23 protein-coding genes, 3 pseudogenes and 1 riboswitch are annotated in these 26,236 nt (G+C 71.0%); of the genes and pseudogenes, 13 read left to right on the forward strand and 13 right to left on the reverse strand.

The window, feature by feature from the left end; translation table 11 throughout:
• Window positions 1-89 precede the first annotated feature (89 nt).
• Window positions 90-383, reverse strand: a complete 294-nt coding sequence (locus tag QF037_RS06440; RefSeq protein ID WP_307022711.1) for a hypothetical protein — start codon at window positions 381-383, stop codon at window positions 90-92.
• Between the two features lie 172 nt (window positions 384-555).
• On the opposite strand from QF037_RS06440, the gene QF037_RS06445 reads away from it, so the two are divergent.
• Window positions 556-909: a nuclear transport factor 2 family protein gene (locus QF037_RS06445; RefSeq protein WP_307022713.1), complete on the forward strand. Its 354-nt coding sequence runs from the start codon at window positions 556-558 to the stop codon at window positions 907-909.
• A 24-nt stretch (window positions 910-933) separates the two neighbouring features.
• On the opposite strand, the gene QF037_RS06450 is transcribed toward QF037_RS06445, so the two are convergent.
• Window positions 934-1,509 (reverse strand): MarR family winged helix-turn-helix transcriptional regulator, encoded by a 576-nt coding sequence (locus tag QF037_RS06450; RefSeq protein ID WP_307022715.1) that lies wholly within the window; start codon window positions 1,507-1,509, stop codon window positions 934-936.
• Between the two features lie 19 nt (window positions 1,510-1,528).
• Here QF037_RS06450 and QF037_RS06455 point away from each other — a divergent pair, with 19 nt between their 5' ends.
• Together QF037_RS06455 and QF037_RS06460 are read left to right on the forward strand one after the other, a co-directional pair.
• Entirely contained in the window at window positions 1,529-2,365 is an 837-nt protein-coding gene (locus tag QF037_RS06455) for a hypothetical protein (RefSeq protein WP_307022718.1), read from the forward strand.
• Between the two features lie 51 nt (window positions 2,366-2,416).
• Window positions 2,417-2,501, forward strand: a riboswitch (ZMP/ZTP riboswitch).
• A 21-nt stretch (window positions 2,502-2,522) separates the two neighbouring features.
• Window positions 2,523-3,371: a bifunctional 5,10-methylenetetrahydrofolate dehydrogenase/5,10-methenyltetrahydrofolate cyclohydrolase gene (locus QF037_RS06460; RefSeq protein ID WP_307022720.1), complete on the forward strand. Its 849-nt coding sequence runs from the start codon at window positions 2,523-2,525 to the stop codon at window positions 3,369-3,371.
• 1 nt (window position 3,372) lies between these two features.
• Here QF037_RS06460 and QF037_RS06465 read toward each other — a convergent pair whose 3' ends face one another.
• A complete protein-coding gene (locus QF037_RS06465; protein ID WP_307022722.1) occupies window positions 3,373-4,263 on the reverse strand; it encodes a CU044_5270 family protein in 891 nt (296 codons plus the stop codon).
• Entirely contained in the window at window positions 4,256-4,795 is a 540-nt protein-coding gene (locus QF037_RS06470) for an RNA polymerase sigma factor (RefSeq protein WP_307022723.1), read from the reverse strand. The genes QF037_RS06465 and QF037_RS06470 overlap by 8 nt, the downstream gene beginning before the upstream one ends.
• Window positions 4,796-4,900: 105 nt before the next feature.
• Between QF037_RS06470 and ctaD the strand changes: the two genes are divergently transcribed.
• From ctaD to QF037_RS06485, 3 genes are read left to right on the forward strand one after another with little or no spacing between them, the layout of a single operon-like run.
• Window positions 4,901-6,502, forward strand: a complete 1,602-nt coding sequence (gene ctaD / locus QF037_RS06475; protein ID WP_307022725.1) for an aa3-type cytochrome oxidase subunit I — start codon at window positions 4,901-4,903, stop codon at window positions 6,500-6,502.
• A complete protein-coding gene (locus tag QF037_RS06480) occupies window positions 6,499-6,828 on the forward strand; it encodes a hypothetical protein (RefSeq protein ID WP_307022727.1) in 330 nt (109 codons plus the stop codon). The genes ctaD and QF037_RS06480 overlap by 4 nt, the downstream gene beginning before the upstream one ends.
• A gap of 33 nt (window positions 6,829-6,861) precedes the next feature.
• A complete protein-coding gene (locus QF037_RS06485; protein WP_307022729.1) occupies window positions 6,862-7,320 on the forward strand; it encodes a MarR family transcriptional regulator in 459 nt (152 codons plus the stop codon).
• A gap of 72 nt (window positions 7,321-7,392) precedes the next feature.
• Here the strand turns inward: QF037_RS06485 and QF037_RS06490 are convergent, their stop codons facing one another.
• A complete protein-coding gene (locus QF037_RS06490; protein WP_307022731.1) occupies window positions 7,393-9,345 on the reverse strand; it encodes a ricin-type beta-trefoil lectin domain protein in 1,953 nt (650 codons plus the stop codon).
• Window positions 9,346-9,552: 207 nt separating this feature from the next.
• On the opposite strand from QF037_RS06490, the gene QF037_RS06495 reads away from it, so the two are divergent.
• Window positions 9,553-10,782: a glycosyltransferase gene (locus tag QF037_RS06495; protein ID WP_307037024.1), complete on the forward strand. Its 1,230-nt coding sequence runs from the start codon at window positions 9,553-9,555 to the stop codon at window positions 10,780-10,782.
• A 53-nt stretch (window positions 10,783-10,835) separates the two neighbouring features.
• On the opposite strand, the gene QF037_RS06500 is transcribed toward QF037_RS06495, so the two are convergent.
• Window positions 10,836-11,483, reverse strand: coding sequence for a TetR/AcrR family transcriptional regulator (locus QF037_RS06500; RefSeq protein WP_307022732.1), 648 nt, complete (start codon window positions 11,481-11,483; stop codon window positions 10,836-10,838).
• A 178-nt stretch (window positions 11,484-11,661) separates the two neighbouring features.
• On the opposite strand from QF037_RS06500, the gene QF037_RS06505 reads away from it, so the two are divergent.
• Window positions 11,662-12,906, forward strand: a complete 1,245-nt coding sequence (locus QF037_RS06505; protein ID WP_307022734.1) for a YncE family protein — start codon at window positions 11,662-11,664, stop codon at window positions 12,904-12,906.
• Window positions 12,907-12,912: 6 nt separating this feature from the next.
• Here QF037_RS06505 and QF037_RS06510 read toward each other — a convergent pair whose 3' ends face one another.
• From QF037_RS06510 to QF037_RS06525, 4 genes are all read right to left on the reverse strand, one after another.
• Entirely contained in the window at window positions 12,913-14,121 is a 1,209-nt protein-coding gene (locus tag QF037_RS06510; RefSeq protein ID WP_307022736.1) for a glycosyltransferase, read from the reverse strand.
• Complete coding sequence (locus tag QF037_RS06515) at window positions 14,118-14,906, reverse strand: MerR family transcriptional regulator (protein ID WP_307022738.1); 789 nt, start codon at window positions 14,904-14,906, stop codon at window positions 14,118-14,120. Before QF037_RS06515 ends, QF037_RS06510 begins: the two co-directional genes overlap by 4 nt.
• 51 nt (window positions 14,907-14,957) lie before the next feature.
• On the reverse strand, window positions 14,958-16,808 hold the full coding sequence (locus QF037_RS06520) for an endoglycosylceramidase (RefSeq protein ID WP_307022740.1): 1,851 nt from the start codon (window positions 16,806-16,808) through the stop codon (window positions 14,958-14,960).
• A gap of 93 nt (window positions 16,809-16,901) precedes the next feature.
• The gene (locus tag QF037_RS06525) at window positions 16,902-18,881 is read right to left on the reverse strand and encodes an elongation factor G (RefSeq protein ID WP_307022742.1); all 1,980 of its coding nucleotides are present in this window, start codon (window positions 18,879-18,881) and stop codon (window positions 16,902-16,904) included.
• A gap of 272 nt (window positions 18,882-19,153) precedes the next feature.
• Here QF037_RS06525 and QF037_RS06530 point away from each other — a divergent pair.
• From QF037_RS06530 to QF037_RS06545, 4 genes and pseudogenes are all read left to right on the forward strand, one after another.
• Window positions 19,154-19,623, forward strand: a pseudogene (locus tag QF037_RS06530) ((2Fe-2S)-binding protein).
• Between the two features lie 375 nt (window positions 19,624-19,998).
• Window positions 19,999-20,802 (forward strand): annotated as a pseudogene (locus QF037_RS06535) (VWA domain-containing protein); the annotation flags it as partial.
• Between the two features lie 48 nt (window positions 20,803-20,850).
• A complete protein-coding gene (locus QF037_RS06540) occupies window positions 20,851-21,948 on the forward strand; it encodes an XdhC family protein (RefSeq protein WP_307037026.1) in 1,098 nt (365 codons plus the stop codon).
• Between the two features lie 11 nt (window positions 21,949-21,959).
• A pseudogene (locus tag QF037_RS06545) lies at window positions 21,960-22,548 on the forward strand (SRPBCC family protein).
• Here the strand turns inward: QF037_RS06545 and QF037_RS06550 are convergent.
• From QF037_RS06550 to QF037_RS06560, 3 genes are all read right to left on the reverse strand, one after another.
• Complete coding sequence (locus tag QF037_RS06550) at window positions 22,545-22,913, reverse strand: hypothetical protein (RefSeq protein WP_307022744.1); 369 nt, start codon at window positions 22,911-22,913, stop codon at window positions 22,545-22,547. The pseudogene QF037_RS06545 and the gene QF037_RS06550 sit on opposite strands and share 4 nt — an antisense overlap.
• Before the next feature lie 39 nt (window positions 22,914-22,952).
• Window positions 22,953-23,330 (reverse strand): phosphotransferase, encoded by a 378-nt coding sequence (locus QF037_RS06555; RefSeq protein ID WP_307022746.1) that lies wholly within the window; start codon window positions 23,328-23,330, stop codon window positions 22,953-22,955.
• A gap of 287 nt (window positions 23,331-23,617) precedes the next feature.
• Complete coding sequence (locus tag QF037_RS06560) at window positions 23,618-24,124, reverse strand: metallophosphoesterase family protein (protein WP_307022748.1); 507 nt, start codon at window positions 24,122-24,124, stop codon at window positions 23,618-23,620.
• A gap of 159 nt (window positions 24,125-24,283) precedes the next feature.
• Here QF037_RS06560 and QF037_RS06565 point away from each other — a divergent pair, with 159 nt between their 5' ends.
• A complete protein-coding gene (locus QF037_RS06565; RefSeq protein ID WP_307022750.1) occupies window positions 24,284-26,236 on the forward strand; it encodes a glycosyltransferase family 2 protein in 1,953 nt (650 codons plus the stop codon).

Here is a 26,236-nt window from a genome sequence, read left to right on the forward strand (position 1 = left end):
CTGTTCACCCGGCAACAATGTCAAGGGCCGCCCGGCTGTGCTGGCTTTCTGTGGCCGGGCGGCCCTCGGTGCGGTCGTACGCGTGTCGATCAGTACTGGATGCCTGGCAGCAGCTGGGTGACGGGGGCGGCCAGGTCGGTCACCTGGGTCAGCTCCTGGAGGTCGTTGAGCTTGTTCAGCTCCGCCGGCTGCGCGGAGGGCCGCGGGAGCGCGTCCTTGTACTCGGCGGGCAGGTCGCTCACGGTGAGCGAGTCGAGCGTGGCCATCGGGCTCAGGGGGGCGGCGCCCTTGTCCTCGGGGGCCGCGCTAGCCAGCGGGGCGGCGAGACCGGTGACACCGACGGCGAGACCGACGACGGCGGCGATACGCCGAGTGGAGATCATGTTTTCAGCAACGTCGGCGGTGCCCGCGCCGGGCACGGGCACCGGGCGTCGCTCGCCCGTCAGGCGGAGTGTCGCCGTTGCGCTTGCCGAGCCCGGCGGGGCGGAGGAGTCTCGAAGGAGAGGCCCTCGCGGCCCGCTCCCGTTCGACCGCGGGCCTCACCGGAGGTCAATCATGGGCACCGCGTTCAACACCGAGACACTGCGCCGGAGCATCGAAGGAAACACGGCGGCGAATCTGCTGTCGCTCTACGCGGACGACGCGGAACTGCGCGTCGTGGACCGCAACACCCAGCCCAGCAGCCCGAGGGTCCTGCACGGCCGTGACGAGATCGGCGAACTCCTCGAGGACGTCTACAGCCGCGACATGACGCACAAGCTGGAGCACTGCGTCATGGACGGCGAAACCGCCGCCTTCAGCGAGTCCTGCCGCTACTCGGACGGGGTGCGTGTCCTGTCCGAGTCGATGATCACGCTGCGCGACGGCAAGATCGCCGAACAGATCATGATCCAGGCATGGGACGAGTAAGGAGACGCCTGCCGAAGGTCCAGATCACGACTCGGCTGACCTGGACCTTCGCGGTGCGTGCCCGTCCGGTCCGCTCTCCGCGGCCACGACCAGTTTCCGCAACAGGTCGGCTAGCGTCCGTTGCTCTTCTGCGGTCAGTGCTGCGAGCAGCGCGACCTCGTCCGCTTCCTCCGCCGCCGCATGCTGTTCGAAGGCGGCGTATCCGGCGTCGGTGAGCCGGACCAGCACCCTTCGCCGGTCGGCACTCTCGTGCGTGCGGCCGATCAGCCCGGCCTCCTCCAGCGGCGCCAGCCGCGCCGACAGGGCGCCCCGGGTCAGCCCGAGCCGGTCGGCGAGCTCCGAGGGGCTCGCTGTGTAGGGCGGACCGTGCCGGCGCAGCGTCAGCAGCACCTTGTACTGCCAGTGCCGCAGCCCGTCGGAGTCGAGGGCGTCGCGACGCGCCTGGGACGCGTGCCGGGCGAGTTTCGCCAGCCGCACATAGATCGCTTCCTTGACCGGGTCCATCCAGGCGAGTTCCTTCGACCACTGCGCGACGTGCCGGTCGACCGAGTCCTGCGTCAACTGCTCCGCGCAGTGATTTTCTTGTGGATGGTTTTCCATCTCACTACCTTCCCCTGTCATGACGAACACCACGAGCACATTCGTCGAACTCGACGAACTCCTCGCCTCCGCACGGGACTTGTCGCTGGCGGGACGGTGGGACCGGGCGCTGCGCCTGTTGGACGCGACGACGTGCGACGCTCCCGAGGACCGCGCCCGCCTCGCCCTGGCGGCGGCCGAAGTCGCCCTGGAGAGCGACTGGTTCGGCGGTACGCGGCTCACCTCCGCCCGCATCGAGCAGGCGGAGAAGGAATCACCGGGCGACGACTGGGACCTGGACTTCGTACGGCTGCGCCATGACTATCTGCGGCTGTTCCGCCCCGACGGCACGTCCCGGCACGGCGCCGAGGGCAAGGACCCGGCGGCACTCGTGGCGATCCGGCGCCGCGGGCACGACCTGCGCGAGGCCGCCCCCGACGAGGTGCGGCGGGGCTGGGCCTCGATGTACCTGGGGCTGATCGCCGACAACCTCTTCGGCGAGCGCGGCGCGGCGCCCGCCCACTACGAGGCCGCCCTGCGAGCCGGGGGCTCGGGCGACGACCTGCTGGTCCGCGAGGCGCTGCGGCACCTCGGTGACCACGACCACGACGCCGGCGACCACGAGCGGGCCCTGGAGCGCTGGGAGCGGGCCACCGCACTGGGCGCACGCGCGGGCATGATCCCCGGGGTGCTCACCCAGCAGATGCTGCTGGCGGTGCTGGCCCGCGACACGGGTGACGAGGGCGGCGCGACCGCGCTGGCGAAGGAGATCGCCCGCTGGGCCGAGGCGATCGGCGCCGGCCACCTTCACGCCCAGGCGACCGGGTTCCTCGCCGGAGCCGACCCGACGGCGCCACCGCAGGAGAGCGGGTCCTGACCGTCGTAGGGCGTAAGGGGCCCCGGCCGAAGCACCGGCTCGGTTAGGCTGCTGGCGGGCCGTGACTGGCGCTGAGGTGGAGCACCACCGGGGAGCGGTCCCGCAGAACCTGATGCCGTGCGCCTGGGCGAACCGACTACCAGCCCAGGAGTGGATCATGTCTCAGGCCCGGCTCATTGACGGCACGGCGCTCGCCCGGCGGATCGTGGAGGAGACCGGCAAGCGCGCCGCCGACCTCACCGAACGCACCGGCGGCACACCGTGTCTCGCGACCGTACTGGTCGGCGAGGACCCCGCCTCCGTGACGTACGTCCGGATGAAGCAGAACCGCTGCCGCAAGGCCGGTATCGCCTCCCGGCATGTGGAGCTGCCCGCGGCGACCACGACCGGGGAACTGGTGGGCACGCTCGAGGCGCTCTCCGCCGATCCCGCCGTGCACGGCATCCTGCTCCAGCATCCGATGGGCGAGCACATCGACGAGCGGGCCGCGTTCGAAGCGATCGCGCCCGAGAAGGACGTCGACGGCGTCACCTTCGCCTCGTTCGCGTCGATGAGCTTCGGCCTGCCGGGCTTTGTGTCGTGCACGCCCGGCGGGATCATGCGGCTGCTCGACGAGTACGGCGTCGACCCGTCCGGCAAGCGGGCCGTGGTCGTCGGCCGCAGCGCGATCCTCGGCAAGCCGGCCGGGATGCTGCTGCTCGCGCGCGACGCGACGGTGACGTACTGCCACTCACGGACGGCGGACCTGTCCGCGGCCGTCCGCGAGGCGGACATCGTCGTCGCCGCCGTGGGCCGGGCGCGGCTCATCAAGGGCCAGGACATCAAGCCCGGCGCCGTCGTGCTCGACGCCGGCTACAACGAGGGGAACGTCGGCGACGTCGACTTCGACTCCGCCGTGGAGCGGGCCTCGCTGATCACCCCGGTGCCGGGCGGCGTCGGTCCGATGACGATCGCCACGCTGCTGGAGCAGACGGTCGACGCGGCGGCCCGGCAGCTCGGGGTCTGAATCAGCGCGTCCAGGCGCTGTAGTCCATGACGTCTCCGGCCTTGACGCCGTACTCGGGATCCGCCTTCGTGAAGGTGGTCTCCAGGCCGAGTACGGCGCCGGTGGCCGGGTCCATGATCAGCATCCGGCGGGTGGCCGACTGCTGGTACACATACGCCTGTCCGCGCCGCCCGAGCCGGTCGGTGACCTGTCCGACTGGCTTGAGCCCCTTGGCGTCCGCCAGCGTCTCGGCCACCGTCGCGGACTCACGGGCACCGAGGTGCCAGGTGTCGAGGAGCACCCGGACGCCGTCGAGGAGCTGCCCGGTGTCCAGTGCGGTGTCGGTGTACGTGGCTTCCTGGAGGTAGGCGCGCAGGCGGGCGACGTCGTGCGGGGGCCGCGACTGCGGCGGGGCGTCGCTCCAACTGGGCGGATAGGTCTGCGTGGTGCGGTCGTGGCCGTCGTCGACGATCACCGTGTGACTGTCGTCGGCGTTCCACCGCACGATGCGCTCCTCCGGGTAGGTGATCGGAGGCTTGTCCTCGCTCATGCCGAGGCTCCACGACTTCACATGAGTGCCCTTGCGGAGCCCGGGCGAACTGTCGGCCGCCCGCGCCCGCGCCGCCAGGGTCTGAAGGGATACGGGAGTGGAGTCGGCCCGCACCACGAGCGGCCGGGGCGCGGCGACCGCCGGCGCGGTGGTCTGGTCGGTGAACAGCAGGGCCGCGACCAGCGCGCCGACGACGGCCGTGGCCGCCAGGCCCCAGAGCAGCCGGGGGCGGCGGGAGGTCCGTTGCTGCATGAGCCGGTTCAGCCGCCGCTCGGCGTGGTGGTCGAGAGGGCCGTCGCCGAAGTGGGGGCCGTCGGTCGGCACCGGGTTGGCGCGGCGCAGGAGGTCGAGTTCGTCAGCCATGGCCGTTCTCCTTCAGGGCGGCGGCGGTCGTGGGGCCCAGGCGGTCGATCTCGGCTCTCAGCCGGCGCCGGGCGCGGTGCAGCCGCATCGACGCGGCCCGCCGACCGCAGCCGAGGGCGACCGCCACCTCGTCGGTGTCCAGTTCCTCCCAGGCCGTGAGCCGCAGCACCTCCTGGTCGGCCGGGGAGAGCCGGTCCAGCGCGTCGTGCACCCAGGCGCCGGGGCTCTCCGCGTCGGGGCCGGCCTCGATGTGCCGCCCGTGTGCCGTGTCGTCGTTGCCCAGCCGGTCCACCAGTCGCCGTCGGCGCCCCTGTCCGCGCACCGCGTTGGCCAGGCAGTTCCGTGCCACTCCGTACAGCCAGGGCAGGGGGGAGTCCGGGAGGTCGGTCCGGCGGCGCCAGGCGACGGTGAAGACCTCCGCCACCACTTCCTCCACGTCACTCATGCGCCCGTCCAGTCGCCGCGCGACATAGCGGCTGACCGCCCAGTAGTGCTCGCGATAGGCAGCGGCGAAGTTGTCGTCGTCGCTCATGTTCCGTTCGTGTCCGGCACCCTCGGGATCGTCACAGCCGTTTCCGTGATTCTCGTCGCGTCCCTGAAGTGTGACGTCCGGGCCGGGCGCGGACACAGGCGGGGCATGAGGCACCTGAAGTGGCTGACGACCACGGATCACAAGACGATCGGGACGCTGTATCTGGTCACGTCGTTCGCGTTCTTCTGCATCGGTGGTCTGCTGGCGCTGTTCATGCGCGCCGAGCTGGCCCGTCCCGGTCTGCAGATCATGTCGAACGAGCAGTTCAACCAGGCGTTCACGATGCACGGCACGATCATGCTGCTGATGTTCGCGACGCCGCTGTTCGCCGGCTTCGCGAACTGGATCATGCCGCTGCAGATCGGCGCGCCGGACGTGGCCTTCCCCCGGCTGAACATGTTCGCCTACTGGCTGTACCTGTTCGGCTCGCTCATCGCGGTCGGTGGCTTCCTCACCCCGCAGGGCGCGGCCGACTTCGGCTGGTTCGCCTACAGCCCGCTGTCCGACGCGGTCCGCAGCCCCGGCATCGGCGCCGACCTGTGGATCATGGGTCTGGCCTTCTCCGGCTTCGGCACCATCCTCGGCTCGGTCAACTTCATCACCACGATCATCTGCATGCGCGCACCCGGCATGACCATGTTCCGCATGCCGATCTTCGTGTGGAACGTGCTGCTGACCGCGGTGCTGGTCCTGCTGGCCTTCCCGGTCCTGGCGGCCGCGCTGTTCGCCCTGGAGGCGGACCGCAAGTTCGGTGCGCATGTCTTCGACTCCGCCAACGGCGGGGCCTTGCTGTGGCAACACCTCTTCTGGTTCTTCGGCCATCCAGAGGTGTACATCATCGCGTTGCCGTTCTTCGGCATCATCTCCGAGGTCATCCCGGTCTTCTCCCGTAAGCCGATGTTCGGCTACATGGGTCTGGTGGCCGCGACGATCTCGATCGCCGGTCTGTCCGTGACGGTGTGGGCGCACCACATGTACGTCACCGGCGGCGTGCTCCTGCCGTTCTTCTCCTTCATGACGTTCCTCATCGCCGTGCCAACGGGCGTGAAGTTCTTCAACTGGATCGGAACGATGTGGAAGGGCTCGCTGTCCTTCGAGACACCGATGCTCTGGGCGACGGGTTTCCTGGTCACCTTCGTCTTCGGCGGCCTGACCGGCGTGATGCTCGCCTCGCCACCGATCGACTTCGCGGTCTCCGACTCCTATTTCGTGGTGGCGCACTTCCACTACGTGGTGTTCGGCACCGTCGTCTTCGCGATGTTCTCCGGCTTTCACTTCTGGTGGCCCAAGTTCACCGGCAAGATGCTCGACGAGCGCCTCGGCAAGATCACCTTCTGGACGCTGTTCATCGGCTTCCATGGCACCTTCCTGGTCCAGCACTGGCTGGGCGTGAACGGTATGCAGCGCCGGATTCCGGACTATCTCGCGGTCGAGGGACTCACCCCGCTCAACACACTGTCGAGCATCTTCTCCTTCGTGCTCGGCGCCTCGCTGCTCCCCTTCTTCTACAACGTGTGGAAGACGGCCAAGTACGGCAGGAAGGTCGAGAGCGACGACCCGTGGGGCTACGGCCGCTCGCTCGAGTGGGCGACGTCCTGCCCGCCCCCGCGGCACAACTTCCTCACCCTGCCGCGGATCCGCAGCGAATCCCCGGCGTTCGACCTGCACCACACCACCGAGCAGCAGAGGGAGTTGACCGCTCTGTGAGCAAGTTCCTGGCCGACGTCGAGGGCCATCTGCTGCTCGCCGCCACCCGCGAGGAGGGCCGCACGGCCGCCCAGCGCTTCACCGCCCCACTGCCCTGGCTCACGGACACCCAACGGGCCGAGGTGGAGCGGCGGTTCGAGGCCGAGTACCTGGCACTCGCCCGTGACTCCTGGCAGCACACCGCGGTGCGCGCCGAAAGGCTCCGGGACGAGTACGAGGCGAAGTACCGCGAGCTGCGGCGCAGACTGCTGGCGGGCTGGCTGCTGGGTTGTGCCGGGCTCGTCGGTGTCCTGGCGCTGTGTGCCGTTCCGCAGCTCCGGCCTTGACCTCGAGCAAAGTTGAGGTTCTACGGTCGTCACATGGCGATCAAGGAGTACTCGCAGGAGGAACTGGCCGCTCAGCCGATCGGGGCGTGGAGCGGTGAGGTGTACCGCCGGGTGGTGGGAGGAATCCGCGCACAGCTGGCCGTGGAGAACCTGACGCAGCCCCACTGGTGGACGCTCAACCACGCCGCCGGGGATCCCGGACGGTGGACCCGTGCGGCGCTCGTCGAGCGGCTGGCTCCGTACGACGACCAGGGCATCGACTTCGACGGCGTCTTCGACGACCTGGTCGCCCGCGGCTGGCTCACGGAGGAGCCGGACGGCATGCGGCTGACCGAGGCGGGTGAAGCGGGGCGCGTCCGTGCCCGGGAGCGCAACCTGCGGGTCCACGAGAGGACGCACGACGGGATCGACCCGGCCGACTACGCGGTGACGGTCGATGTCCTGCGCCGGATGGTCGCGAACCTCGGCGGCGAGGGGAACCTCCCTGACTGACCGGCTCGCGCCATTGAGTGGAGGGCGAGGCCGTGCCGGACACGGCCTCGCCCAGGCGTGGGTTCGCCTCCGCTAGTTCAGCGTCCACTTCTGGTTGTCACCGGTGCCGCAGGACCACAGCACCAGCTGGCTGCCGTTGGCCGTCTGGTTGTTGTAGGCGTCCAGGCAGAGTCCGGAGTGGACATTGGTGAGGGTGCCGTCGGTGTTGACGTTCCACTTCTGGTTGTTCTGACCGTTGCAGTCCCAGATCACGGCCTTGGTGCCATTGGCCGTGCCCTGGTTGTAGGCGTCCAGGCACTTGTTGCCGTACACCACGAGTTCCTTGCGGGAGGTGTACGTCCAGGCCTGGTTCTGGCCGCCGTTGCAGTCCCAGAGCTGGGCCTGGGTGCCGTTGGTGAGGGTGTTGTCGTTGATGTCGGCGCAGCGGCCCGACTGGGTGCCGACGACCAGGCTGCCGTTGGCGCCGGGCAGCGGTCTGACCGTGATGTCGGCGAGGGTCGGGGCGCCGGTGAAGGTCAGCGTGTTCGAGGAGCCCTTGGAGAGGGCGACCTGGACGCTGATGGTGCCCTGGCTGGAGCCCGTGGGCGGGAAGGAGACCGCCGTCGGACCCTGGCCGTTGACCTTGAGGGTGGCCTTGCGGGCGGTCGAGGTGGTGTTGGTGTAGGCGACGTCGACGGTCTTCAGGCCGGTGTTCCCGGCGACCACGCCGGAGAAGCTCGACGTGCCGGTGTAGGTGCTGCCCGCGGCCTCGGTGCCGCCCTTGACGGTGAGCATCACCGAGCCGCCCGCCGGGACGCTGGTGGTGTAGCTCGTGCCGTACGAGCCCATGTTCTGCTGCGTCCACAGATCACGGACGGTCGCGTTGGCGTTGGTCAGGCCGAGGTCGGACCAGCGGACGGTGATGTTCTGGGCGGTGGAGGTGCGGTTGAGCAGGACGGCCGCGCGGTTGCCGGCGCCGGACAGGACCTTGCCGTACACCTGCAGTCCGCTGGTGTCCTCGGCGACCTTGACGCCCTGGAGGCCGCGCGCGTCCTGGTCGACGGCGATGACCTCGGGGTTCTTGAGGATGTTCGCGGTCTCGGTGGTCATGGTGGCGAGGTTGTTGCCGGCGAGGAGCGGGGCGCCGGAGATCGCCCACAGGTTCATGTGGGTGCGGTTCTGGGCGGCGGTGAAGCCGTCCATGCCGACCATCAGCATGTCGGGGTCGTTGTAGTAGCCGGTGTGCTGGGCCGTGGGGTGCAGGTTCCGGTCGTAGTTGGTCAGCAGGTTGGTCATGGACGGCTTGTTGCCGTACAGGATGATGTCGTCGTTCGTCCGCCACATCGCGCCCTGGCCCGGAGCCCAGTTCCACGGGTTCTGCCGGCCCCAGTTGCACAGCGACAGGGTCATCGGGCGGCCGGTCGTGGCCGTGGCCTTCGTGATCGCGTCGCTGATGGCCTGGTACGTCGTCTTCGCGTCGAGACCCTCGGCGTCGCCGCCGCACCAGTCGACCTTCACGAAGTCGAAGCCCCACTGCGAGAACTGGAGCATGTCCTGCTCGTAGTGGCCCTCACTGCCGGAGCCGGGCGCGGCGGGGCGGCCGGTCGGGTAGTAGTAGCCGCAGCCGTCCTTGCCGGCGTCGGTGTAGATGCCGGCCTTGAGGCCCTTGCTGTGGATGTAGTCGGCGATGGCCTTCATGCCACCGGGCCACTCCGCCTCGTCGATGGTGATGTTGCCGGCGCTGTCACGGGTGCCCTGCCACCAGCCCTCGTCGATGTTGATGTACTGGTAGCCCGCCGCCGGCAGCCCCGAGGCGACGAACGCGTCGACCTGCTGCTTGATCACGCTGTAGTCGATCTTCGCGGCGAAGCTGTTCCAGGAGGCCCAGCCCATCGGGGCGGCGGGCACGGATATCTGCCGGCTGGTCGCCGCCCGCGCCTGGTCCGGCTGCGCGAACAGCAGGGCGGCGGTGGCGGTCAGGGCGAGGACGAGGGCGCGTACGGCGGCGGCTCTGAGGCGGCGTACGGAACACGGTGGGGGGTACATGCGGCTCCTTCGTGCGGGGAAACACTCAAGGGTGACAACGATATTTCGAACAGAGATCGATGTTTCGAACGTGTCGCGCGCCGAAAGTAGAGCCACGGGAGGGGGAAGTCAACGGATGTGGCAGGCGTGAAGTAGCCGGTCCCCTTGGGTCGTTCACCCGTCGGGGCAAGCCGCCGCGCCATACTGACCGTTGTGCGCGTAGCGATCATGACGGCGGGATCCCGGGGCGACGTCGCCCCCTTCACCGGACTGGGGCACGGCCTCGTGCGGGCCGGACACGAGGTCACCCTGGTCACGCACGGCTCCTTCGAGCCGTTGGTGGCGGGGTCGGGGGTCGGATTCCATGCCCTGCCGCTCGATCCCCGGGCGGAGCTGGAGTCCTCACGCGGGCGGGCGCTGCACGACAGTGCGACGGGCACCGGGAAGCTGCTGCGGGTGGTGCGCATGGCGCGGACCCTGGCCCAGGAGGTGGCCGACGACGTGCTGGCGGCCGCGCGGGGCAGCGACGTGCTGCTGCTGTCCGGCTCGCTCGCACCGCTGGGGCACACCGTCGCCGAGGGTCTGTCGCTGCCCAGCATGGGCGTCTATCTCCAACCCATCGCCCCCACCCGCGAGTTCGGCCCTCCCCTCCTCGGCGGCCGCTCCTGGGGAGCCGCCGGCAACCGGCTCGCCGGGCACGGCGTGGGCCTGGCCGTGGAGCAGGTCTTCGCCGCGACCGTCCCGGCGGTGCGCGAACGGCTGGGGATGCCCCGCGTCCGCACCACGGCGGCGCTGCGGGCCCGGGAGCGGCAGGCGTGGCCGGTGCACCACGGCTTCAGCCCGCTGGTGGTGGCCAGGCCACGCGACTGGCGGGCGGGGCTGGACGTGACCGGCTACTGGTGGCCGTACGACGTGCGCAGCGAACTTCCGCCCGAGGTGCGGGACTTCCTCGACGCGGGCGAACCTCCGGTGTTCGTCGGTCTGGGCAGCGCGACGGTCCCGGACCCCGGACGGCTCAGCGCCGACATCGTGCGCGCGCTGCGCCGGGCCGGGCTGCGCGGGGTGATCCAGCAGGGCTGGGGCGGGCTCGCGGCCGACGGCGATGACATGCTGACCGTCGGCGAGGTCGCCCACTCGGCGCTCTTCCCGCACATGGCGGCGCTCGTCCACCACGCGGGCGCGGGCACGACCGCCGCGGGGCTGCGGGCCGGGGTGCCCGCCGTACCGGTGCCGGTCCAGTTCGACGCGGGTTTCTGGTCCGCGCGGCTGGTCGCGCTGGGCGTGGCACCGCGTGCGGTACCGCTGCGGGGACTGAACACGGACACGCTGGCCTCGGCGCTGACGCGGGTCACCCGTGATCCGGGCTACCGGGAGCGGGCGCGGGCGCTGGGGGCGCGGATTCGCGAGGAGGACGGGGTCGGGCCGGTGGTGGAAGCGGTCAACAGACTCACGCGCTGAACGGCGGTGTGACTACGCCGCGCGGGCGCGACCAGCCGTCACCGGCCCGCGGATCACCACTCGACCGGCCGCAGAATCGCCAACAACTGCCGCACCAGCTCCGCCACCACCTCGTCCAGCGTCGCGTCCACCCATCCGGCACTCCAGTCGTGCAACAGACCGTTGACCGCGCCGATGAACGCCGCGGCCGGAATCCGATAGTCCCGCGGCACCGCCTCACCCCGCGCGACGGCCGCGTTCGCCTCGGCACACAGCAGGTCGATCCACCCGGCGCGGCGGGCGAGGCGCTGCTCCTCCAGACGCGGACTGACGCCGATGATCTCGACGAACGTGATGCGGACACGGCGAGGATCACCGGTGACGTTCGCGGCGTACGCACGGAAGATCGCCGCCACTCGTTCGGCGAGCGGCAGCGACTCCGCGTCGGCCACCGCCGTCAGGACCGCCTCCTCAGCCCAGCCGTTGACCTGGAGGTGGAGGGCGGCGAGGACATCCTCGAGGGCGCGGAACTCCTCGTAGAACTGCCGGGTCGACAGGCCCGCGGCCTCGCTGAGCGCGGCGACCGTGGTGTTGCGGTAGCCGGGGGTGTCGCCGAACAACTGCAGGGCCGCGTCCAGAAAACGCCCGCGCCGCAGCGCCTGCCGTTCTTCGGCCGTCTTGCCGCCGTAGCGGCCGGTCGGCGCCTTGAGCCTGCCCGCCACGGTCACCTCCGTTGATCGTCCTTCGACGCGCCAATTTTTATCGTGTCCGCGGTCTTGTGGACAGGGCGCCCCTTCCTTACTTTTCAGTAAGTTGATTCTGAAAGCGTCTGTGTTCAGATTCACCAGCTTCGCCTTGGCATGTCCTACTCATGAACCCCACTCAGAGGAGAGAGCCGTCATGCCCGCTTTCAGAGCCAGGCACCTTGGCGCTCTGGCCGCCGCCGTCGCCCTGACCGTCACCGCCCCGGCGACCGCCGCCACCGCCGCGGACGCCGCCGCCCTGCGCGAGGTGCTGTTCGTCGGCAACAACTGGGACGGCACCGCCGACGTCCTCCGGTCCACGGGCGATCTCGCGAAGATCGGCCGCATCAACGTCATCCCCGACAAGGACGCGCGGATGGCGGAGATCACCGCCGATCCGATCAAGTGGATCTACTTCATGGCGATCCGCAACGGTGTCGGCGAGGGCCACGACCAGTTTGTCGACGACATGTACACCACACCGGACGGCGCGTCGGTCGTCGTCTCCCGGCCGAGCTTCGCCGACGTGGTGTCGATCAACCTGTCCACCGGGGCCATCAACTGGCGGTTCCCCGTGTCGGGTTACCGCTCGGACCACATGGCGGTCTCCCCCGACGGCACCCGGGTGGCGGTGTCCGCCTCGACCTCGAACACCGTGCACGTGCTCGACATCAACACCGGCAAGCAGCTCGGCAAGTTCACCACCGGCGACAAGCCGCACGAGAACATCTTCACCAAGGACGGCAAGTACATCTACAACATGGCGATCGGTGACGTGAACACCAGCACCGACGCCGCGTGGCTGGACTGGACGAAGGGCGACCGGCGCATCACGGTCGTCGACGCCACGACGTACCAGCAGGTCAAGGTCATCGACATGCGGCCGAAGCTGGACGCGATCGGTCTCACCGACTACTCCGACGCGGTCCGCCCGGCCGTGTTCTCCCCGGACGAGTCCAAGCTGTACTTCCAGGTGTCGTTCTTCAACGGCTTCTTCGAGTACGACCTCGCCACCGACAAGATCACCCGGACCAAGACCCTCCCGAAGAACCCGGCGACCAGCGACGACCGCACCACGTTCGTCAACGACTCCCGCCACCACGGCATGTCGATGAGCCCCGACGGCACCAAGCTGTGCATCGCCGGGACCATGGACGACTACGCGACCGTCGTCAACCGCACGACGCTCCAGGAGGGCCCGCTCGTCACCGCTTCCAAGCCCTACTGGGCCACGGTCAGCGGCGACGGCAAGCTCTGCGTGGTCTCCGAGAGCGGCACCGACCAGGTCACGGCCATCGACTTCGCCACCGGCCAAAAGACGGTGTCCGTTCCGGTCGGCGACCACCCCCAACGCGTCCGTCTGGGCCATGTCGCGCCGAACTGGACGAGCCCGGCCTCCTGATGAGGCTCAGCCCGTCGCCCGTTCCACGGCCTTGACCACCGCGCCCGCCCCGTCCTCGGCGGCCATGAGCCGCGCGGCGGTCACGGCCGCACGGCTGTAGGACTGCTGCCGTACGACACGGCCGAGCGCGTCGGCGAGCGTCTCGGCCGTGAGCGACCTGAACGGGATCGGGTCGCCGGCGGCCCCGAGTGCGGCCAGCCGACCCGCCCAGAACGGCTGGTCCGCCGCCACCGGCACGGGCACCGCGGGTACCCCGGCGCGCAGTCCGGCCGCCGACGTGCCCGCTCCGGCGTGGTGGACCACGGCGGCGACCCGGGGGAACAGCAGCGCGTGCGGTACGTCCCCGACGGTCAGGACGTCGTCGCCGTCGGCCGCGAGTCCGGCCGCGCCGGTCTGCAGGATCCCGCGCAGCCCGGCCCGCCGCAGGGCCCGTACGGCGATGTCGCCGAGCCGCTCCCCCTGCCCGGCCGCCATGCTGCCGAACCCGATGAACACCGGCCGCGCTCCGGCCGCGAGGAAATCCTCCACTTCCGCGGTCAGCCGCCGGGCCTCGTCGACGTACGGCCACCAGGTGCCCACGACCTCCAGCCCCGGCCGCCAGTCGGAGGGGCGCGGCACGAGTGCCGTGCTGAAGCCGTGCAGGACGGGCCAGTCCGCCTGCTCCTGTCGGCGGCGCATCGCCCGCGGCGTGAGCGGGGGCAGGCCGAGGCTCCGGCGGAGGTCCGCGACCGCTCCCGTGTAGAGACGGTCGGCCATGCGCAGCGCGAAGCGCCCGGCCGTACGGTTGCCGGGGCGGCCCAGTGAGCGGGCCGCGGTGACCACGGGTGGGAAGTCGCCGGTCGGGGCGGCGGGCACGAGGTACGCGCCGATCGCCGGGGTGCCGGTGGCCTCGGCCAGGTGCCAGCCGAGGGGAGCCGTGGTCGTCGACAGCAGGAGCAGATCCGTCCCCCGGTCCATCGCGGTGGCGAATCCCTGACCGAGTTCGGTGACGAACTCGGCCGCCGTGCGCATCAGTTCACGCTTGGTCGCCGCCCCACCGCCCTCCGCGCGGGCGGGAAGACCACGGAACTCCAGCCCCGCCTCCCGCGCCAGGGGCGCGAAGGCGTCCGGTGCGGCGAGGGCGACCTCGTGCCCGGCTCTCAGGAGCGCGTTGCCGAGTCCCGTGTACGGCGCCACGTCACCGCGCGATCCGGCCGCGGCGATCAGGATCCTCATCTCTCTTCCTCCGGGGAGTCGTTGCGGGCCGCGTTGGCGTGCACGGCCTTGCCCAGGTAGGGGGCGAGGCCGGGCCGTTGCTGCGACGGGGGCACGACGAGGGCGAAGGCGCGCGGGTCGGCCACGAAGTCGTCCGCGATCCGCCGGTGCATGGCGGGCGGACAGGTGGTGAACCAGCGGGTGATGTGCCGGCGGTGCTCCTCGGCGAGGTCCATGGCCGCCTCGCCGTCGCTGGGCTCCCCCGCGTCGAAGGCCGCGAGCAGCCGCGTGCGCCACTCGCCGGCCTCCGCCATGAGCTGCCGCCAGTCCTCCTTGGTGTGCGCGGCCGCCCGTGCCATCGACTCGCGCTGCCCCTGCGAGTCGCCCCACTTCAGCTGCCGTTCGGTGGCATAGCTGAGGTCGAAGCCGATCTCGCCGAAGACCTCGAAGCGTTCCTGCGGGGTGAGGGTCACGCCGGTCTGCTGGACCTCGATGGCCCGCTCGGCGACCTCGCAGAGCCGCTGGAGCCGGGCGATCTCCTCGCTCAACTGCCGTTGCCGGGCCCGAAGCCGGTCCAGGGCGTTGGCCTGCGGATCCTTGAGGATGGCGGCGATCTCGTCGAGGGAGAAACCGAGTTCGCGGTAGAAGAGGATCTGCTGGAGCCGGGCCAGGTCCGTCTCGTCGTAGAGGCGGTACCCGGCCCGGCTGCGGCTGCTGGGCGTGAGCAGGCCGGTCCGGTCGTAGTGATGGAGCGTGCGCACCGTCACCGCGGCCCAGGACGCGACCTGCCGCACGGAGTAGCTCATTCACCTGCCCTTTCGTCGGGGTCCAGCCTCAACCCTGACGTAAGGAGAGGGTCAAGCGAACTTCGACGCCATCCAGGCCGCCAGCTCGGACTTGGCCGCGTTCAGCACGGTGGCGGAGGGCGAGGCGGCCCCGTTGGTGACGAGCGCGTAGTGCGGGGTGGCGCTGTCGGTGTCGGTGAGCAGGAGGCGGCGGCTTCCGGTGCCGCCCGGTTCGGCGGTCGTGCCGACCGGGGTGGCCGAGGTGTACGCCGGCGGGGCGTACGCCGTACCGAGGTCGGAGACCACGGTGGTGGAGGCGTTCGGGAAGGACGCCGGGAGGTGCAGTTCGGTCGGTGCCGAGCCGCTGCCCGAGCGCCACACCAGCAGGGAGTACTGGCCGGAGCCGACCAGCGAGGACACGTTCGGCAGGCTGCTCGGGACCGGGTTCCAGGTCAGGGTCGTGGAGCCGTCGCGGGAACGGTCCTCGTAGGTGAAGGCGAGGGTGCTGCCCGAAGTGGCGCTCGGGTAGACGCGGTCGAGGAGCCGGGCGTCCTGTCGCAGGACCGCCTTGCCGGAGTCGTCGAGGCGTACGGCGGACAGGTCCTCGTCGTTCCAGGCGTCCCCGGTGGTGAGCACCTTGTCGGGGTTGCCGTTCATGAGCTCGCTGTGGCGGCCGTTGTGGATGTCCCACTGCCACTGCGAGCCGGACAGCACCGGGCCGGACGTGGCGGGCGTGGTCCACCAGTTGGCGCCCTTCACCCGGGAGTCCAGGGCCTGGTACATCGCCTTGAGGACGGTCGGGGCCTTGCCGGCGGTGGAGCCGTTCAGGGGGTGGCCGAACTCGCTGACGATGGCCGTGGTGCCGAGCGCCGAGGCCCGGTCGCGGACCGTGGCGAAGTCGCTCACGTACTGGCCGTCCGAGGCGTTGCCCCACATGAGGACGCCGGAGATGGCCTTCTGGTCGTAGAAGTGGGTGTTGAAGACGTACCGGGAGCCGATGGCGCCCGCGTCGAGCAGGCCGCCCTCCTCCTTGCTGACGTTGCCGTTCCAGAACAGGTTCGGCTCGACGAAGGCGGGCTTGTCCGTCCAGCCGGCCGCGTCCATCCGGGCCCGGAACTTCACGTAGAAGGGCCACAGCAGATCGCGTTCCCAGGTGCGGCTGGCCTGGCCGGAGTCGTAGGTGCCGGCGTAGGGCTCGTTGTAGGGGTCGAAGCCGAGGACGCCCGTGAACTGCTCCGCGGACAGGTTCTGCTTGATGTACGCCATGGTCTTCTGGGCCGTGGTGAGGAAGGAGTCCTGAAGGCCGTGGGCGTTGTGCCAGAAGTCGTACTGGGCGGCCTTCACCGCGCCGTTCTGGGTGATGTTCTGGCCCCAGAGGAAGCAGATCCCGCAGGATTCGTCCGGGTAGTTGCCGAGGTCCACCGCCCATTGCGGGGCGCCGTCGCCCGTGTACCAGCTGTCCGAGTCGAAGAGGTAGCGGGAGTAGAGGTCCTGGTGGAAGTCCGGGTAGACACGGATGCCCGCGTCCAGGAAGGCGCCCAGCTGTGCGGTGGCGGCGGCCAGGTAGGCCGTGTCCAGCTGACCGCGCACGGGCTCGGCGTAGGCCCAGGAGAGCAGGAAGCGGACCGAGTTGCCGCCGCCGAGGGCTCTCAGCGCGGTCGCCGACTTCTTTGCGTCGGCCACGGAGGCGAAGGGCAGGCCGTGGTTCTCGTCGAGCTTGGTCTCGCCGGAGACGTTGTAACCGCGGAGAACCACCTCGCGGCCTTGGCCGTCGACGAAGCGGCCGTTCGACACGGTGAGCGCCGTGCCGTCGAACCAGAGGGAATTGGGGACGGCGGCGGTGGCGGGCCCGGCGCCCGCCACCGTCAGGGATCCGAAGAGGACAACCAGAACCGTCAGCAAACGCAACCGGATATTCGGCATGTTCACTACAGTCGGGTGATTTCCGGACACCGTCAACACTTCTGACTAATGAGTAAGTGTCAGCTTTTCTTCACACGTTCCTTCTCAGCCACCTCAACCGCCGACTCGACGCGTCACGTTCAACAGGTACTCCTTGCGGTTCAGCGGGTTGTGATCGGTGCGCGGACGGCTCGGTACGTCACCGCGCACGACGGGCGCGTAGTGGTCGAACCCGCTCTCCAACTCGCCTTCTCCCCGCGTGAGTCCGGGCAGCCGCTGCTCCAGCGCGTGCACACGGGCGGCCGGCACCGCACCCTCCAGGACGCAGCTCTCCCCGCGCGTCTCGGTGGTCTGCGGCACGGCCTGGAGCGCGGCCAGCACCGGCAGCAGGGCGCCCAGGGTGCCGGCCGGGGCCTCGATCCGGAAGCGGTGCATCGGCTCGTACACCTGGCTCCCGGCCCTGCGCAGCGCCTCGGTCAGCACCAGCGGTGTCAGGCCCCGGAAGTCGGCCCCGGTGGTGGACATGCTCTTGTCGAAGCCCTGGTGGGCGTGGCTCTGGCGGGGCCAGTAGCCGGAGTGGGTCATCGTGACCGTGCAGTCGGTGACCTGCCAGCCGTTGAGGCCCTGGCCGAGGGTCTCGCGGACCGTGTCCTCGACGGCCTTGAAGAAGGCGTACGGCATGGCACCCAGCTCCACCTCCAGCCGGAAGGCGATGCCGGTTCCGGGCGGGGCGGGGTCGACGCGCAGGCCGACGGTCGCGAGGAACGGGTTGGCGTCCTTCTTGATGAACTCGGCGGCGGCCCCCGTGCCCGTCGGCCTCTCGATGCAGAGCGGCGTGGTCTCCCGGAAGCCGACCGCGAGCCCGAACTCCTCCGCCAGAGTGGCTTGAATGACCTCTTTCTGGACCTCCCCGTACAGGGAGACGGAGGTCTCCTGGCGTACCTCGTCGTGGCGCAGCCCGATCAACGGGTCCTGTTCGGCGAGTTGACCGAGCGCGAGGTGCAGGGCCCTGCGGTCCGTGTCCGGGCCCGGCACGACCACGGTCTCCAGGGTCGGCGGGGCGAAGAAGTGCCCGTGCGCCTTGCGGGGTTCGCCGATGGCGTCGCCGATCCGCACCTCGGCGAGACCCCAGAGTCTCGCGATCCGCCCCGCGGGGACGGCGTCCCCACGGATGTCCGTGCCGTGGTCGAAGACGCTCACCGCGGTGACCCGGCCCTCGTCGCGGGCGTCGCCGGTCCGGGTGTCGCCGAAGGGGACCCGGTCGCGGGTGCGCAGCGTTCCGGAGAACATCCGCGCGTAGGCGACCTTCTCCCCCGCCGGGCCCCGCTCGACCTTGAACACGGTGCCGGAGACCGGACCCTCGGGGTCGCCGTCGGCGCGGGGCAGCAACTCCTTGATCCCCGCGATGAGTTCGGGGACGCCCGCACCGGTGGCCGCCGAGCCGAAGAACACCGGGTGGACGAGGGCCTCGCGGGTCCGTGCGACGAGGGTCGCGCGCACCCGGTCCTCGGAGAGCGTCCCCTCGACATAGGCCGCGAGCAGCTCGTCGTCGTGGTCCGCGAGGACGTCGACGGGAACCCGGCCCGGGGCGAACGCGGCCTTGCGGGTGCCGAGCCCGACGGCCCGCCCCATCGGTACGACCGCGGGCGTGAGCCGCTCGCGGAGCGCGCGCAGGACACCGTCGTACCGCGCGCCGCGACGGTCGATCTTGTTGACGAAGATCAGCGCGGGGATCCTCAGCCGCTGGAGGGTGCGCATCAGGACGCGGGTCTGCGCCTGGACGCCCTCGACGGCCGAGACCACCAGCACGGCGCCGTCGAGGACGCCGAGCACCCGTTCCACCTCGGCGATGAAGTCCGGGTGGCCGGGGGTGTCGATGAGATTGACGGTGACGTCGTCGACCGCGAACGAGACGACGGCGGACTTGATGGTGATGCCGCGCTGCCGCTCCAGCGCGAGGGAGTCGGTGCGGGTGCTGCCGGCGTCGACGCTGCCGATCTCGTCGATGACTCCGACGGAGTGCAGCAGCCGCTCGGTGAGGCTGGTCTTACCGGCGTCTACGTGGGCGAGGATCCCGAGGTTGAGCAAGTGCACGGAGCGTCATGTCCTTCGAAGAGGGGGTCATTCCTTCTTGGGTGGACATGCGTGCTCCTCGCATTACCGCGCTCCTCCATTGATCGCCTACCGGTCCCTCGCAGTGCAGCAGATCCGCGCACCGGGCGCCAACGAATTAACGGTCAACAAAGCCGCGTCCCAGCCCTCGCCCCCTCCCCCGGCCGGTCCTAGAGTGACGCCCATCACGGTCAGGTGGCCGATTTCCCCCGCCACCCCCTGCTATCCCCTCGCACGGTTCCCTGGGAGGGCACATGACCCGTATCTCGGTGAAGGTGGACGGCACGAACTACCAGGACGAGGTCGAACCCCGTCTCCTGCTGATCCACTACCTGCGTGACCGACTGGGCCTGACCGGCACCCCGTGGGCTGCGACACCTCCAACTGCGGGGCCTGCACGGTCGACCTGGACGGTGCGAGCGTCAAGAGCTGCTCGGTCCTCGCCGTCCAGGCGGACGGGAGCGAAGTGACCACCGTCGAGGGCCTGACGTCGAACGGGGAGTGGACCGGGCTCCAGCGGGCCTTCCACGAGCGGCACGCACTCCAGTGCGGCTACTGCACTCCGGGCATGCTCATGGCGGCGCGGGATCTGCTGCGGGACAACCCGCACCCCACCTCCGACGAGGTGCGCCACGCCCTGGAGGGCAATCTCTGCCGCTGCACCGGCTACCAGAACATCGTGCGCGCCGTGCTCGACGCCTCCGAACAGGAGGTACGGACATGAGCGAGACCGCAGAGCGCGAGGTCGGCCGCTCGCGCCCCCGCAAGGAGGACGCACGCCTGCTCACCGGGCAGACCAACTGGACCGACAACATCAAGCGGCTCGCTCGCCATCGACGCCGCGCTGCTCGGCTTCGCCCGTGCCCTGCGCGCGGCGGGCGTCGACGCGAGCGCCGACCGGCTGCACGCCTTTGTGCGGGCGGTGGACGAGGTGGGCCCCCCGCTGCGGGTGGACGTGTACTGGGCGGGCCGGCTGACTCTGTGCGGGGACCCGGACGACCTGGAGCGCTACGAGCGGGCGTTCGCCGCGTACTTCGGCACCGGTGAGACGGACCGGAGGGCGGTGTCCGTACCTCCGCCGTCCCGTCCGCGTCTGATCGTGCGGGATGCCCGGGAACCTCGTACGGCCGCTTCGGACGAGCGCGAAGGACCGCCCACCGCCTCCCTCGCCGGCTCCGCCGAGGTCCTGCGCCACCGCGATGTCGCGGAACTGACCGGCGCCGATCATGCGCAACTGCGCCGCCTGCTGGCCGCGTTCGCCCTGCACGGCGAGTCCCGGCGCAGTGCGCGGCGGCGGCCGGCCCGGCGCGGCGAGGTCGATCCGCACCGGACGGTGCGGGAGCTGCTGCGCCGCGGCGGAGAGCCCGGGCGGCTGCGCCGGCACGCGCGGACCGAGCGGCCTCGGCGGGTCGTGCTGCTGGTGGACGTCAGCGGCTCCATGGCGCCGTACGCCGACGCGCTGCTGCGGTTCGCGCACGCGGCGGCCCGGGGTCCGCGCACCGAGGTGTTCACGATCGGCACCCGGCTGACCCGGGTGACCCGGGTGACCCGGGTGACCCGGGTGACCCGGGAACTCTCCCACCGCGACCCCGACCTGGCGATGAGGGCGGTCGCGGCGGCCGTGCCCGACTGGCGCGGGGGTACCCGGCTGGGGGTGCTGCTGCGCGAGTTCCTGAACCGCTGGGGGCAGCGCGGGATGGCACGCGGCGCGGTCGTGGTGGTGCTGTCGGACGGCTGGGAGCGTGGCGATCCGGAGGTGCTGGCGGCACAGATGCGACGCTTGCGGCGGCTGGCCCACCGGGTGATCTGGGCCGATCCGCGCAAGGCACGCCCTGGGTACGCGCCTCTGGCGGCCGGTATGGCGGCGGCGCTGCCGAACGTGGACGCGTTCGCCGACGGGCACAGCCTGGCCGCGCTGGAGAGCCTGGCGGCGGTGGTGAGAGGAGCGGTCGTGCGTGAGATTCTCCCGGCGCTGAGCGCCTGGTACGCGGCGGGAGTGCCGTTCGGCCTGGCGACCGTCGTCGCCGTGAGCCGCAGCGCGCCGCGCGACCCCGGTGCGGCGATGGCCGTGGGGCCCGGGGACGAGGTCGTCGGCAGCGTGTCCGGCGGCTGTGTGGAGGGGGCGGTGTTCGAGCTCGCGCAGGAGGTGGTGGCGAGCGGCGAGGCGCGGTTGCAGACCTTCGGGTACAGCGACGAGGACGCGTTCGCGGTGGGGCTGACCTGCGGCGGGGAGATCACCCTGCTGGTGCGTCCCGTCCGCCGGGCCACCGACCCGGCCTTCGGCGAGGTCGCCGAGTCGGTGGCGGCGGGCCGCCCGGTGACCGTGGCGACGGTGACCGACGGACCGGCGCCGCGCGGGGCGACCCTCGCGGTGTGGCCGGACCGGGTCGCCGGGAGCCTCGGCACCGACGGCCTGGACGTGGCGGTCACCGCCGACGCACGCGGCGAACTCGCCCTGGGAGCAACAGGGTTGCGTCATTACGGCCCGCGCGGCGAGCGCCGCGAGGACGCGGTCACCGTCTTCCTGCACTCCTTCGCGCCTCCCCCACGCATGCTGGTCTTCGGCGCGATCGACTACGCCGCCGCGGTCGCTCGTATCGGTGACTTCCTCGGCTACCGGGTCACCGTGTGCGACGCCCGCCCGGTCTTCGCCACCCCCAAACGCTTCCCGCAGGGCGTGGAAGTGGTCGTGGACTGGCCGCACCGCTATCTCCGGGGCACGGACACCGACGGGCGCACGGTGATCTGCGTCCTCACCCACGACCCCAAGTTCGACGTCCCGCTCCTGGAGGAGGCGCTGCGCCGGCCCGCCGCCTACATCGGGGCGATGGGCAGCCGCCGTACGCACGACGACCGGATGAAGCGGCTGGTCGAGGCCGGGCTCACGGACCGTGAACTGGCCCGCCTCCGCTCCCCGGTCGGGCTCGACCTCGGCGCCCGCACACCGGAGGAGGTGGCCGTGTCCGTCGCCGCCGAGATCGTCGCACTGAGGTGGGGCGGCACGGGAGCCCCGCTGACCGCGACCGCGGGAGCCATCCATCCCCATTGACGGAGGAAGTCATGGAACTGCACCACGAATTCACCGTGCCCGTCCCGGTCGAGGAGGCCTGGGGGGGCGCTCCTGGACATCGAGCGCGTCGCGCCGTGCATGCCGGGGGCGACCGTGCAGGACTACGACGGCAAGACGGTGAACGGCTCGGTGAGGGTCAAGGTCGGCCCGATCACGGTGACGTACCAGGGCACCGCCGTCTTCGAGGAACAGGACGAGGACGCCCGTCGCATCGTCCTCATCGCGAGTGGCCGCGAGACCCGCGGCCAGGGCACCGCCCGCGCGACCGTCACCGGCACGCTCACGGAACAGGACGGCGGTACGGCCGTGTCGGTGCGCACCGATCTGACGGTCACCGGGCGTCCGGCGCAGTTCGGACGCGGGGTGATGGCGGAGGTGGGCGACCGGATCATCGGCCGGTTCACACAGAACCTGGCCGAGCAACTGGGCGACGAGCCGCAGGAGACACCGCCGGTGGCGGACGAACCACTGGACCTGTTCCGCACGGCCGGGGTGCCGGTAGCCAAGCGCGCGGCGGCCGCCGCCGCCGCCGTGGTGGTCGCGCTGGTGGTGGTGCTACGGCGGTGGCGGCGCCGCTAGGCCTGGTCCCGGCGGTGGTCCGCGATCACCTGTTCAAGGTGGCCGAGGGCCCTGGTGACGCGGGCCGGGTCCTGCTGGAAGTACGGGTCGTCGGGCACCGGGAGCGAGCCCGCGACGGCCCAGCCGCGCGCGCGGGCCCACGTGGCGTCATCGGCGCCGACCTTCTCACGGAAGGCGTCCCGGGCCTGCGGGGACAGGAAGTTGTAGGCGGGCAGCAGGTCGACCGCCGGGTCGGCGACGGCCAGTGTCCCGAAGTCGTCCCCCAGTTCTCGGCTTCGCTCGAACCGGGAGGTGCCCCCATCGGCACTCAGCCTGCCGTCCCGGCTCAGCAGATTGCCGATCGCGAGGTCGCCGTGGATCCACACCGGCTCCTTCTCCCAGGCGGGCGCCGCGAGAGCCGCCTCTCACACCCGCGTCACCGCGTCCACGTCGACGAGCCCCGTGCCGCGCAGGGCCTTGAGCTTGGGCCGCACCCGCGCCTCGGCGGCGATCGAGTCACGCGGATCGCCCAGGGGCACCCCGCGGAAGGCGTTGTTCTGCTCGGGTCCGGGTCCGCCCGTCGGGTCGATGTCCTGGAGGGCGTTGACGAACCCGGCGAGGTCGAGGGCGGCCCGGACCGGGTCGGTCAGTCCCTCGGTGGTCACGGTCTCGCCGTCCAGCCAGCGGTACACCGACCACGGGTACGGGTAGCCCTCGCCGGGCGCGCCCATCGCGAGCGGTTCGGACACGGCCAGCGGGAGCCGCGGGGCCAGCCGGGGCAGCCGGCGGTGCTCGCGGTGCACCTGGCCCGCCTGGGGTCCCCCGCTCGAAAGAAGAAGTTGAGAGTGGGGGAGGGCGTAGCGGGCAGCCGTACCGACAGGTCGTCGCCGAGCCGGAAGGTCGCGTTGTCCATGCCGGACTGCTGAACCGGGGCGAGGGGGAGGTCGGCCCATTGCGGGAACTGCGTGGTGAGCAGACGGCGTACGAGCGCGGTGTCGATCAGCACGTCCTCCATCTCAGCGGGGCGACGCCTCCGGCGTCCGACGAATCAGGGGGTTGGGACCGGCGCCGACGGGTAGCCGCTGTCTTCTCAGGCCGTCCGCGGCGGCAGTTCGTGCAGTCGTACGTCCATGAGCCGGCCGTCGTCGACGGTCGCCGTCATGTACGTGCAGTGCGGCTGACGGCGGCGGTCCGTCGGGGAGCCCGGGTTGAGCAGGCGCAGACCGGTGGGGGCGGTGGTGTCCCAGGGGATGTGACTGTGCCCGAAGACGAGCACGTCGAGGTCGGGGAAGCGCGCGGCACAGCGTGCCTCGCGGCCCTGGGCGGGGCCGGTCTCGTGGACCACCCCCCAGCGCAGACCGCCCAGTTCGGCGTACGCGACCTCCGGCAGCCGGGCGCGCAACTGCGGTCCGTCGTTGTTGCCGTACACACCGACCAGGCGCCTGCTGAGGCGCTCCAGCAGATCGAGGGTCGCGGTGTCGACCCAGTCGCCGGCGTGCAACACGACGTCGGCGCACGGGAGTTCGGCCAGCAGGGGGGCCGGCAGCACCTTCGCCCGCTTCGGGAGATGCGTGTCGGACATGAGGAGCAGACGCACGCGGTCAGACTATCGGTGGGAGATCGTCAACGTTCACCTGATCGGTATGCGATCCAGGCGGTGGCCGAAGCGAGAACCGTGGTGTCGTCGGGTTAGCATCTGGCCACAAGCACCGCACCATGACAGAAACGACAAGCGACCCAAGGGGGACCGAGCCTCATGCCGGTCAAGGTCAGCGTCGTCGTCCCCGTGTACAACCCCGGGGTGTACATCGAGGACTGCATCGCATCTCTGAAGAGGCAGTCGCTGCCTCCCGACGAGTTCGAAGTGGTCTTCGTCGACGACGGTTCCACCGACGGAACACCAGCCCGGCTCGATGAGCTCGCTGCCGAGGATACCCGCGTACATGTCATCCACCAGGAGAACTCCGGGTGGTCGGGCAAGCCCCGCAATGTGGGGATCGAGGCGTCCCGGGGCGAGTACGTCATGTTCGTCGACAACGACGACTACCTCGGCGACGAGGCCCTCGAGCGGATGTACGACTACGGCGTGGCCAACGGCGCCGATGTGATCGTGGGGAAGATGGCCGGCAAGGGACGTCCCGTCCCCGTCGAGCTGTTCCGCCGCAACCACCCGCGCGCGTCCGTCGAGAACGCTCCGCTCATCGACAGCCTCACCCCGCACAAGATGTTCCGCCGGGCCTTCCTCGACGACATCGGACTGCGCTTCCCCGAGGGCCGGCGGCGCCTCGAGGACCACGTCTTCATCGCCGAGGCGTATCTGCGCGCGGACAACGTCTCCGTGCTCAGTGACTACGTGTGCTACTACCACGTGCGCCGCGACGACGCCTCCAACGCCGGCTTCCAGCAGTTCGAACCGGCGGGGTACTTCAAGAACCTGCGCGAGGCCCTCGACGTCGTCGAGACGTACACCAAGCCGGGAGACCTGCGGGACCGTCTCTTCCGCCGCTGGCTGCGCAACGAGATGGTCGAGCGGATGCGCGGCAAGCGCCTGCTGGCGGTGCCCGAGGACTACCGCCGGGCTCTGTTCACGGAGATCCACGCCACCGTCACCGAGCGCTTCGGTCCCGGCGTCGCGGCGGGGCTCCCGCCGACACAGCGGGTCGTGGCCGAACTGATCGCCGCGGACCGCTACGCCGATGTCGTCGCCTTCGCCGAGTGGGAGGCCGGCATCGCCCTCCGGGCCGTCCCGGAGGGCGTCGAGTGGCAGGACGGCACGCTGCGGGTCGCTCTGCGCACCGAGTTCACCTCGGGCGGCGAGCCGATGCTCTTCCCCGCCCAGGGCGTCCCCGCGACGGGCGGTCCGCCGCTGGACGCCGCCGAGGCCATCGCGTGGGTGTCCGCCGACTCCGTCGCGCGTTTCGGCACGGCGAGCGGCGACCTGCTGCTGCGCGAGCGCGCCAGCTCCGCGCAGCACTTCCAGTCGGTGCAGGTCACCCGGGAGACGGTGCCGGAAGGCGACGGCGAGCGGGTGCGGCTGGTGCTGCGGGCGACGGCGACGGTCGACCCGGCCACCGCGGCGGGCGGCGCGCCCCCGGCCGGCGGACTGTGGGACGCCTTCGTCCGCGTCCGCCTCGGCGGCTGGACCAAGGAGTGCCGGCTGGGCCCCGCCCCGGCGCACGACCGGCCCGCACCGCAGGCGGCCCTCGCGGGCGGCCGTACGGTCCTGCCGTACTGGACCAACCCCCACGGCAACCTCGCCCTCGCCGTGGACCGCGCGCCCGAACGGCTCGGCCTGGACCGTGCCACGCCCGGAACCGTCACCGTCTCCGACGACCACATCCAGGTGCCTCTGCCGCTGCATGTGCCCGGTGAGCGCAAGGTCGTGCTGCGGCTCGGCTCCGGGAGCATCGTGGACGTGCCCGGCACCCTCTCCCCCGCCGCGGACGGCTCGGGATCGGTGCTGGAGGCCGAGCTGCCCCTGGCCGAACTCAGGGCCTCCACCTGGCGGGTCGCGCTGAGTCCCGTCCCGGAGGCGGCCGAACCGCGTTTCCTCGTCCTGCCGTTCGCCCTGCGCGTCACCGGCGAGACGGTCCGCGCGGTGCGCGCGCCCAACCCCGGTGGCCTGGAGCGGCTGGCCCGCCGCGTCCGCCGCAAGCTCGGCAGGGTGCTGCGCGGTGCGACATCCCGGATCAAGAACGGCAGGAGGTAG

This window comes from Streptomyces canus (assembly GCF_030815415.1).
In the GTDB taxonomy this organism is placed as follows: Bacteria; Actinomycetota; Actinomycetes; order Streptomycetales; family Streptomycetaceae; genus Streptomyces; species Streptomyces canus_F.

Excerpts from the sequence above, each read along its gene's own strand:
- QF037_RS06490 (WP_307022731.1), bottom strand. The coding sequence starts at position 9,345 with ATGTACCCCCCACCGTGTTCCGTACGCCGCCTCAGAGCCGCCGCCGTA.
- QF037_RS06445 (WP_307022713.1), top strand. The coding sequence starts at position 556 with ATGGGCACCGCGTTCAACACCGAGACACTGCGCCGGAGCATCGAAGGA.
- QF037_RS06565 (WP_307022750.1), top strand. The coding sequence starts at position 24,284 with ATGCCGGTCAAGGTCAGCGTCGTCGTCCCCGTGTACAACCCCGGGGTG.
- QF037_RS06440 (WP_307022711.1), bottom strand. The coding sequence starts at position 383 with ATGATCTCCACTCGGCGTATCGCCGCCGTCGTCGGTCTCGCCGTCGGT.
- QF037_RS06495 (WP_307037024.1), top strand. The coding sequence starts at position 9,553 with ATGACGGCGGGATCCCGGGGCGACGTCGCCCCCTTCACCGGACTGGGG.
- QF037_RS06485 (WP_307022729.1), top strand. The coding sequence starts at position 6,862 with ATGGCGATCAAGGAGTACTCGCAGGAGGAACTGGCCGCTCAGCCGATC.
- QF037_RS06465 (WP_307022722.1), bottom strand. The coding sequence starts at position 4,263 with ATGGCTGACGAACTCGACCTCCTGCGCCGCGCCAACCCGGTGCCGACC.
- ctaD (WP_307022725.1), top strand. The coding sequence starts at position 4,901 with ATGAGGCACCTGAAGTGGCTGACGACCACGGATCACAAGACGATCGGG.
- QF037_RS06505 (WP_307022734.1), top strand. The coding sequence starts at position 11,662 with ATGCCCGCTTTCAGAGCCAGGCACCTTGGCGCTCTGGCCGCCGCCGTC.
- QF037_RS06460 (WP_307022720.1), top strand. The coding sequence starts at position 2,523 with ATGTCTCAGGCCCGGCTCATTGACGGCACGGCGCTCGCCCGGCGGATC.
- QF037_RS06515 (WP_307022738.1), bottom strand. The coding sequence starts at position 14,906 with ATGAGCTACTCCGTGCGGCAGGTCGCGTCCTGGGCCGCGGTGACGGTG.
- QF037_RS06470 (WP_307022723.1), bottom strand. The coding sequence starts at position 4,795 with ATGAGCGACGACGACAACTTCGCCGCTGCCTATCGCGAGCACTACTGG.
- QF037_RS06450 (WP_307022715.1), bottom strand. The coding sequence starts at position 1,509 with ATGGAAAACCATCCACAAGAAAATCACTGCGCGGAGCAGTTGACGCAG.
- QF037_RS06510 (WP_307022736.1), bottom strand. The coding sequence starts at position 14,121 with ATGAGGATCCTGATCGCCGCGGCCGGATCGCGCGGTGACGTGGCGCCG.
- QF037_RS06520 (WP_307022740.1), bottom strand. The coding sequence starts at position 16,808 with ATGCCGAATATCCGGTTGCGTTTGCTGACGGTTCTGGTTGTCCTCTTC.
- QF037_RS06455 (WP_307022718.1), top strand. The coding sequence starts at position 1,529 with ATGACGAACACCACGAGCACATTCGTCGAACTCGACGAACTCCTCGCC.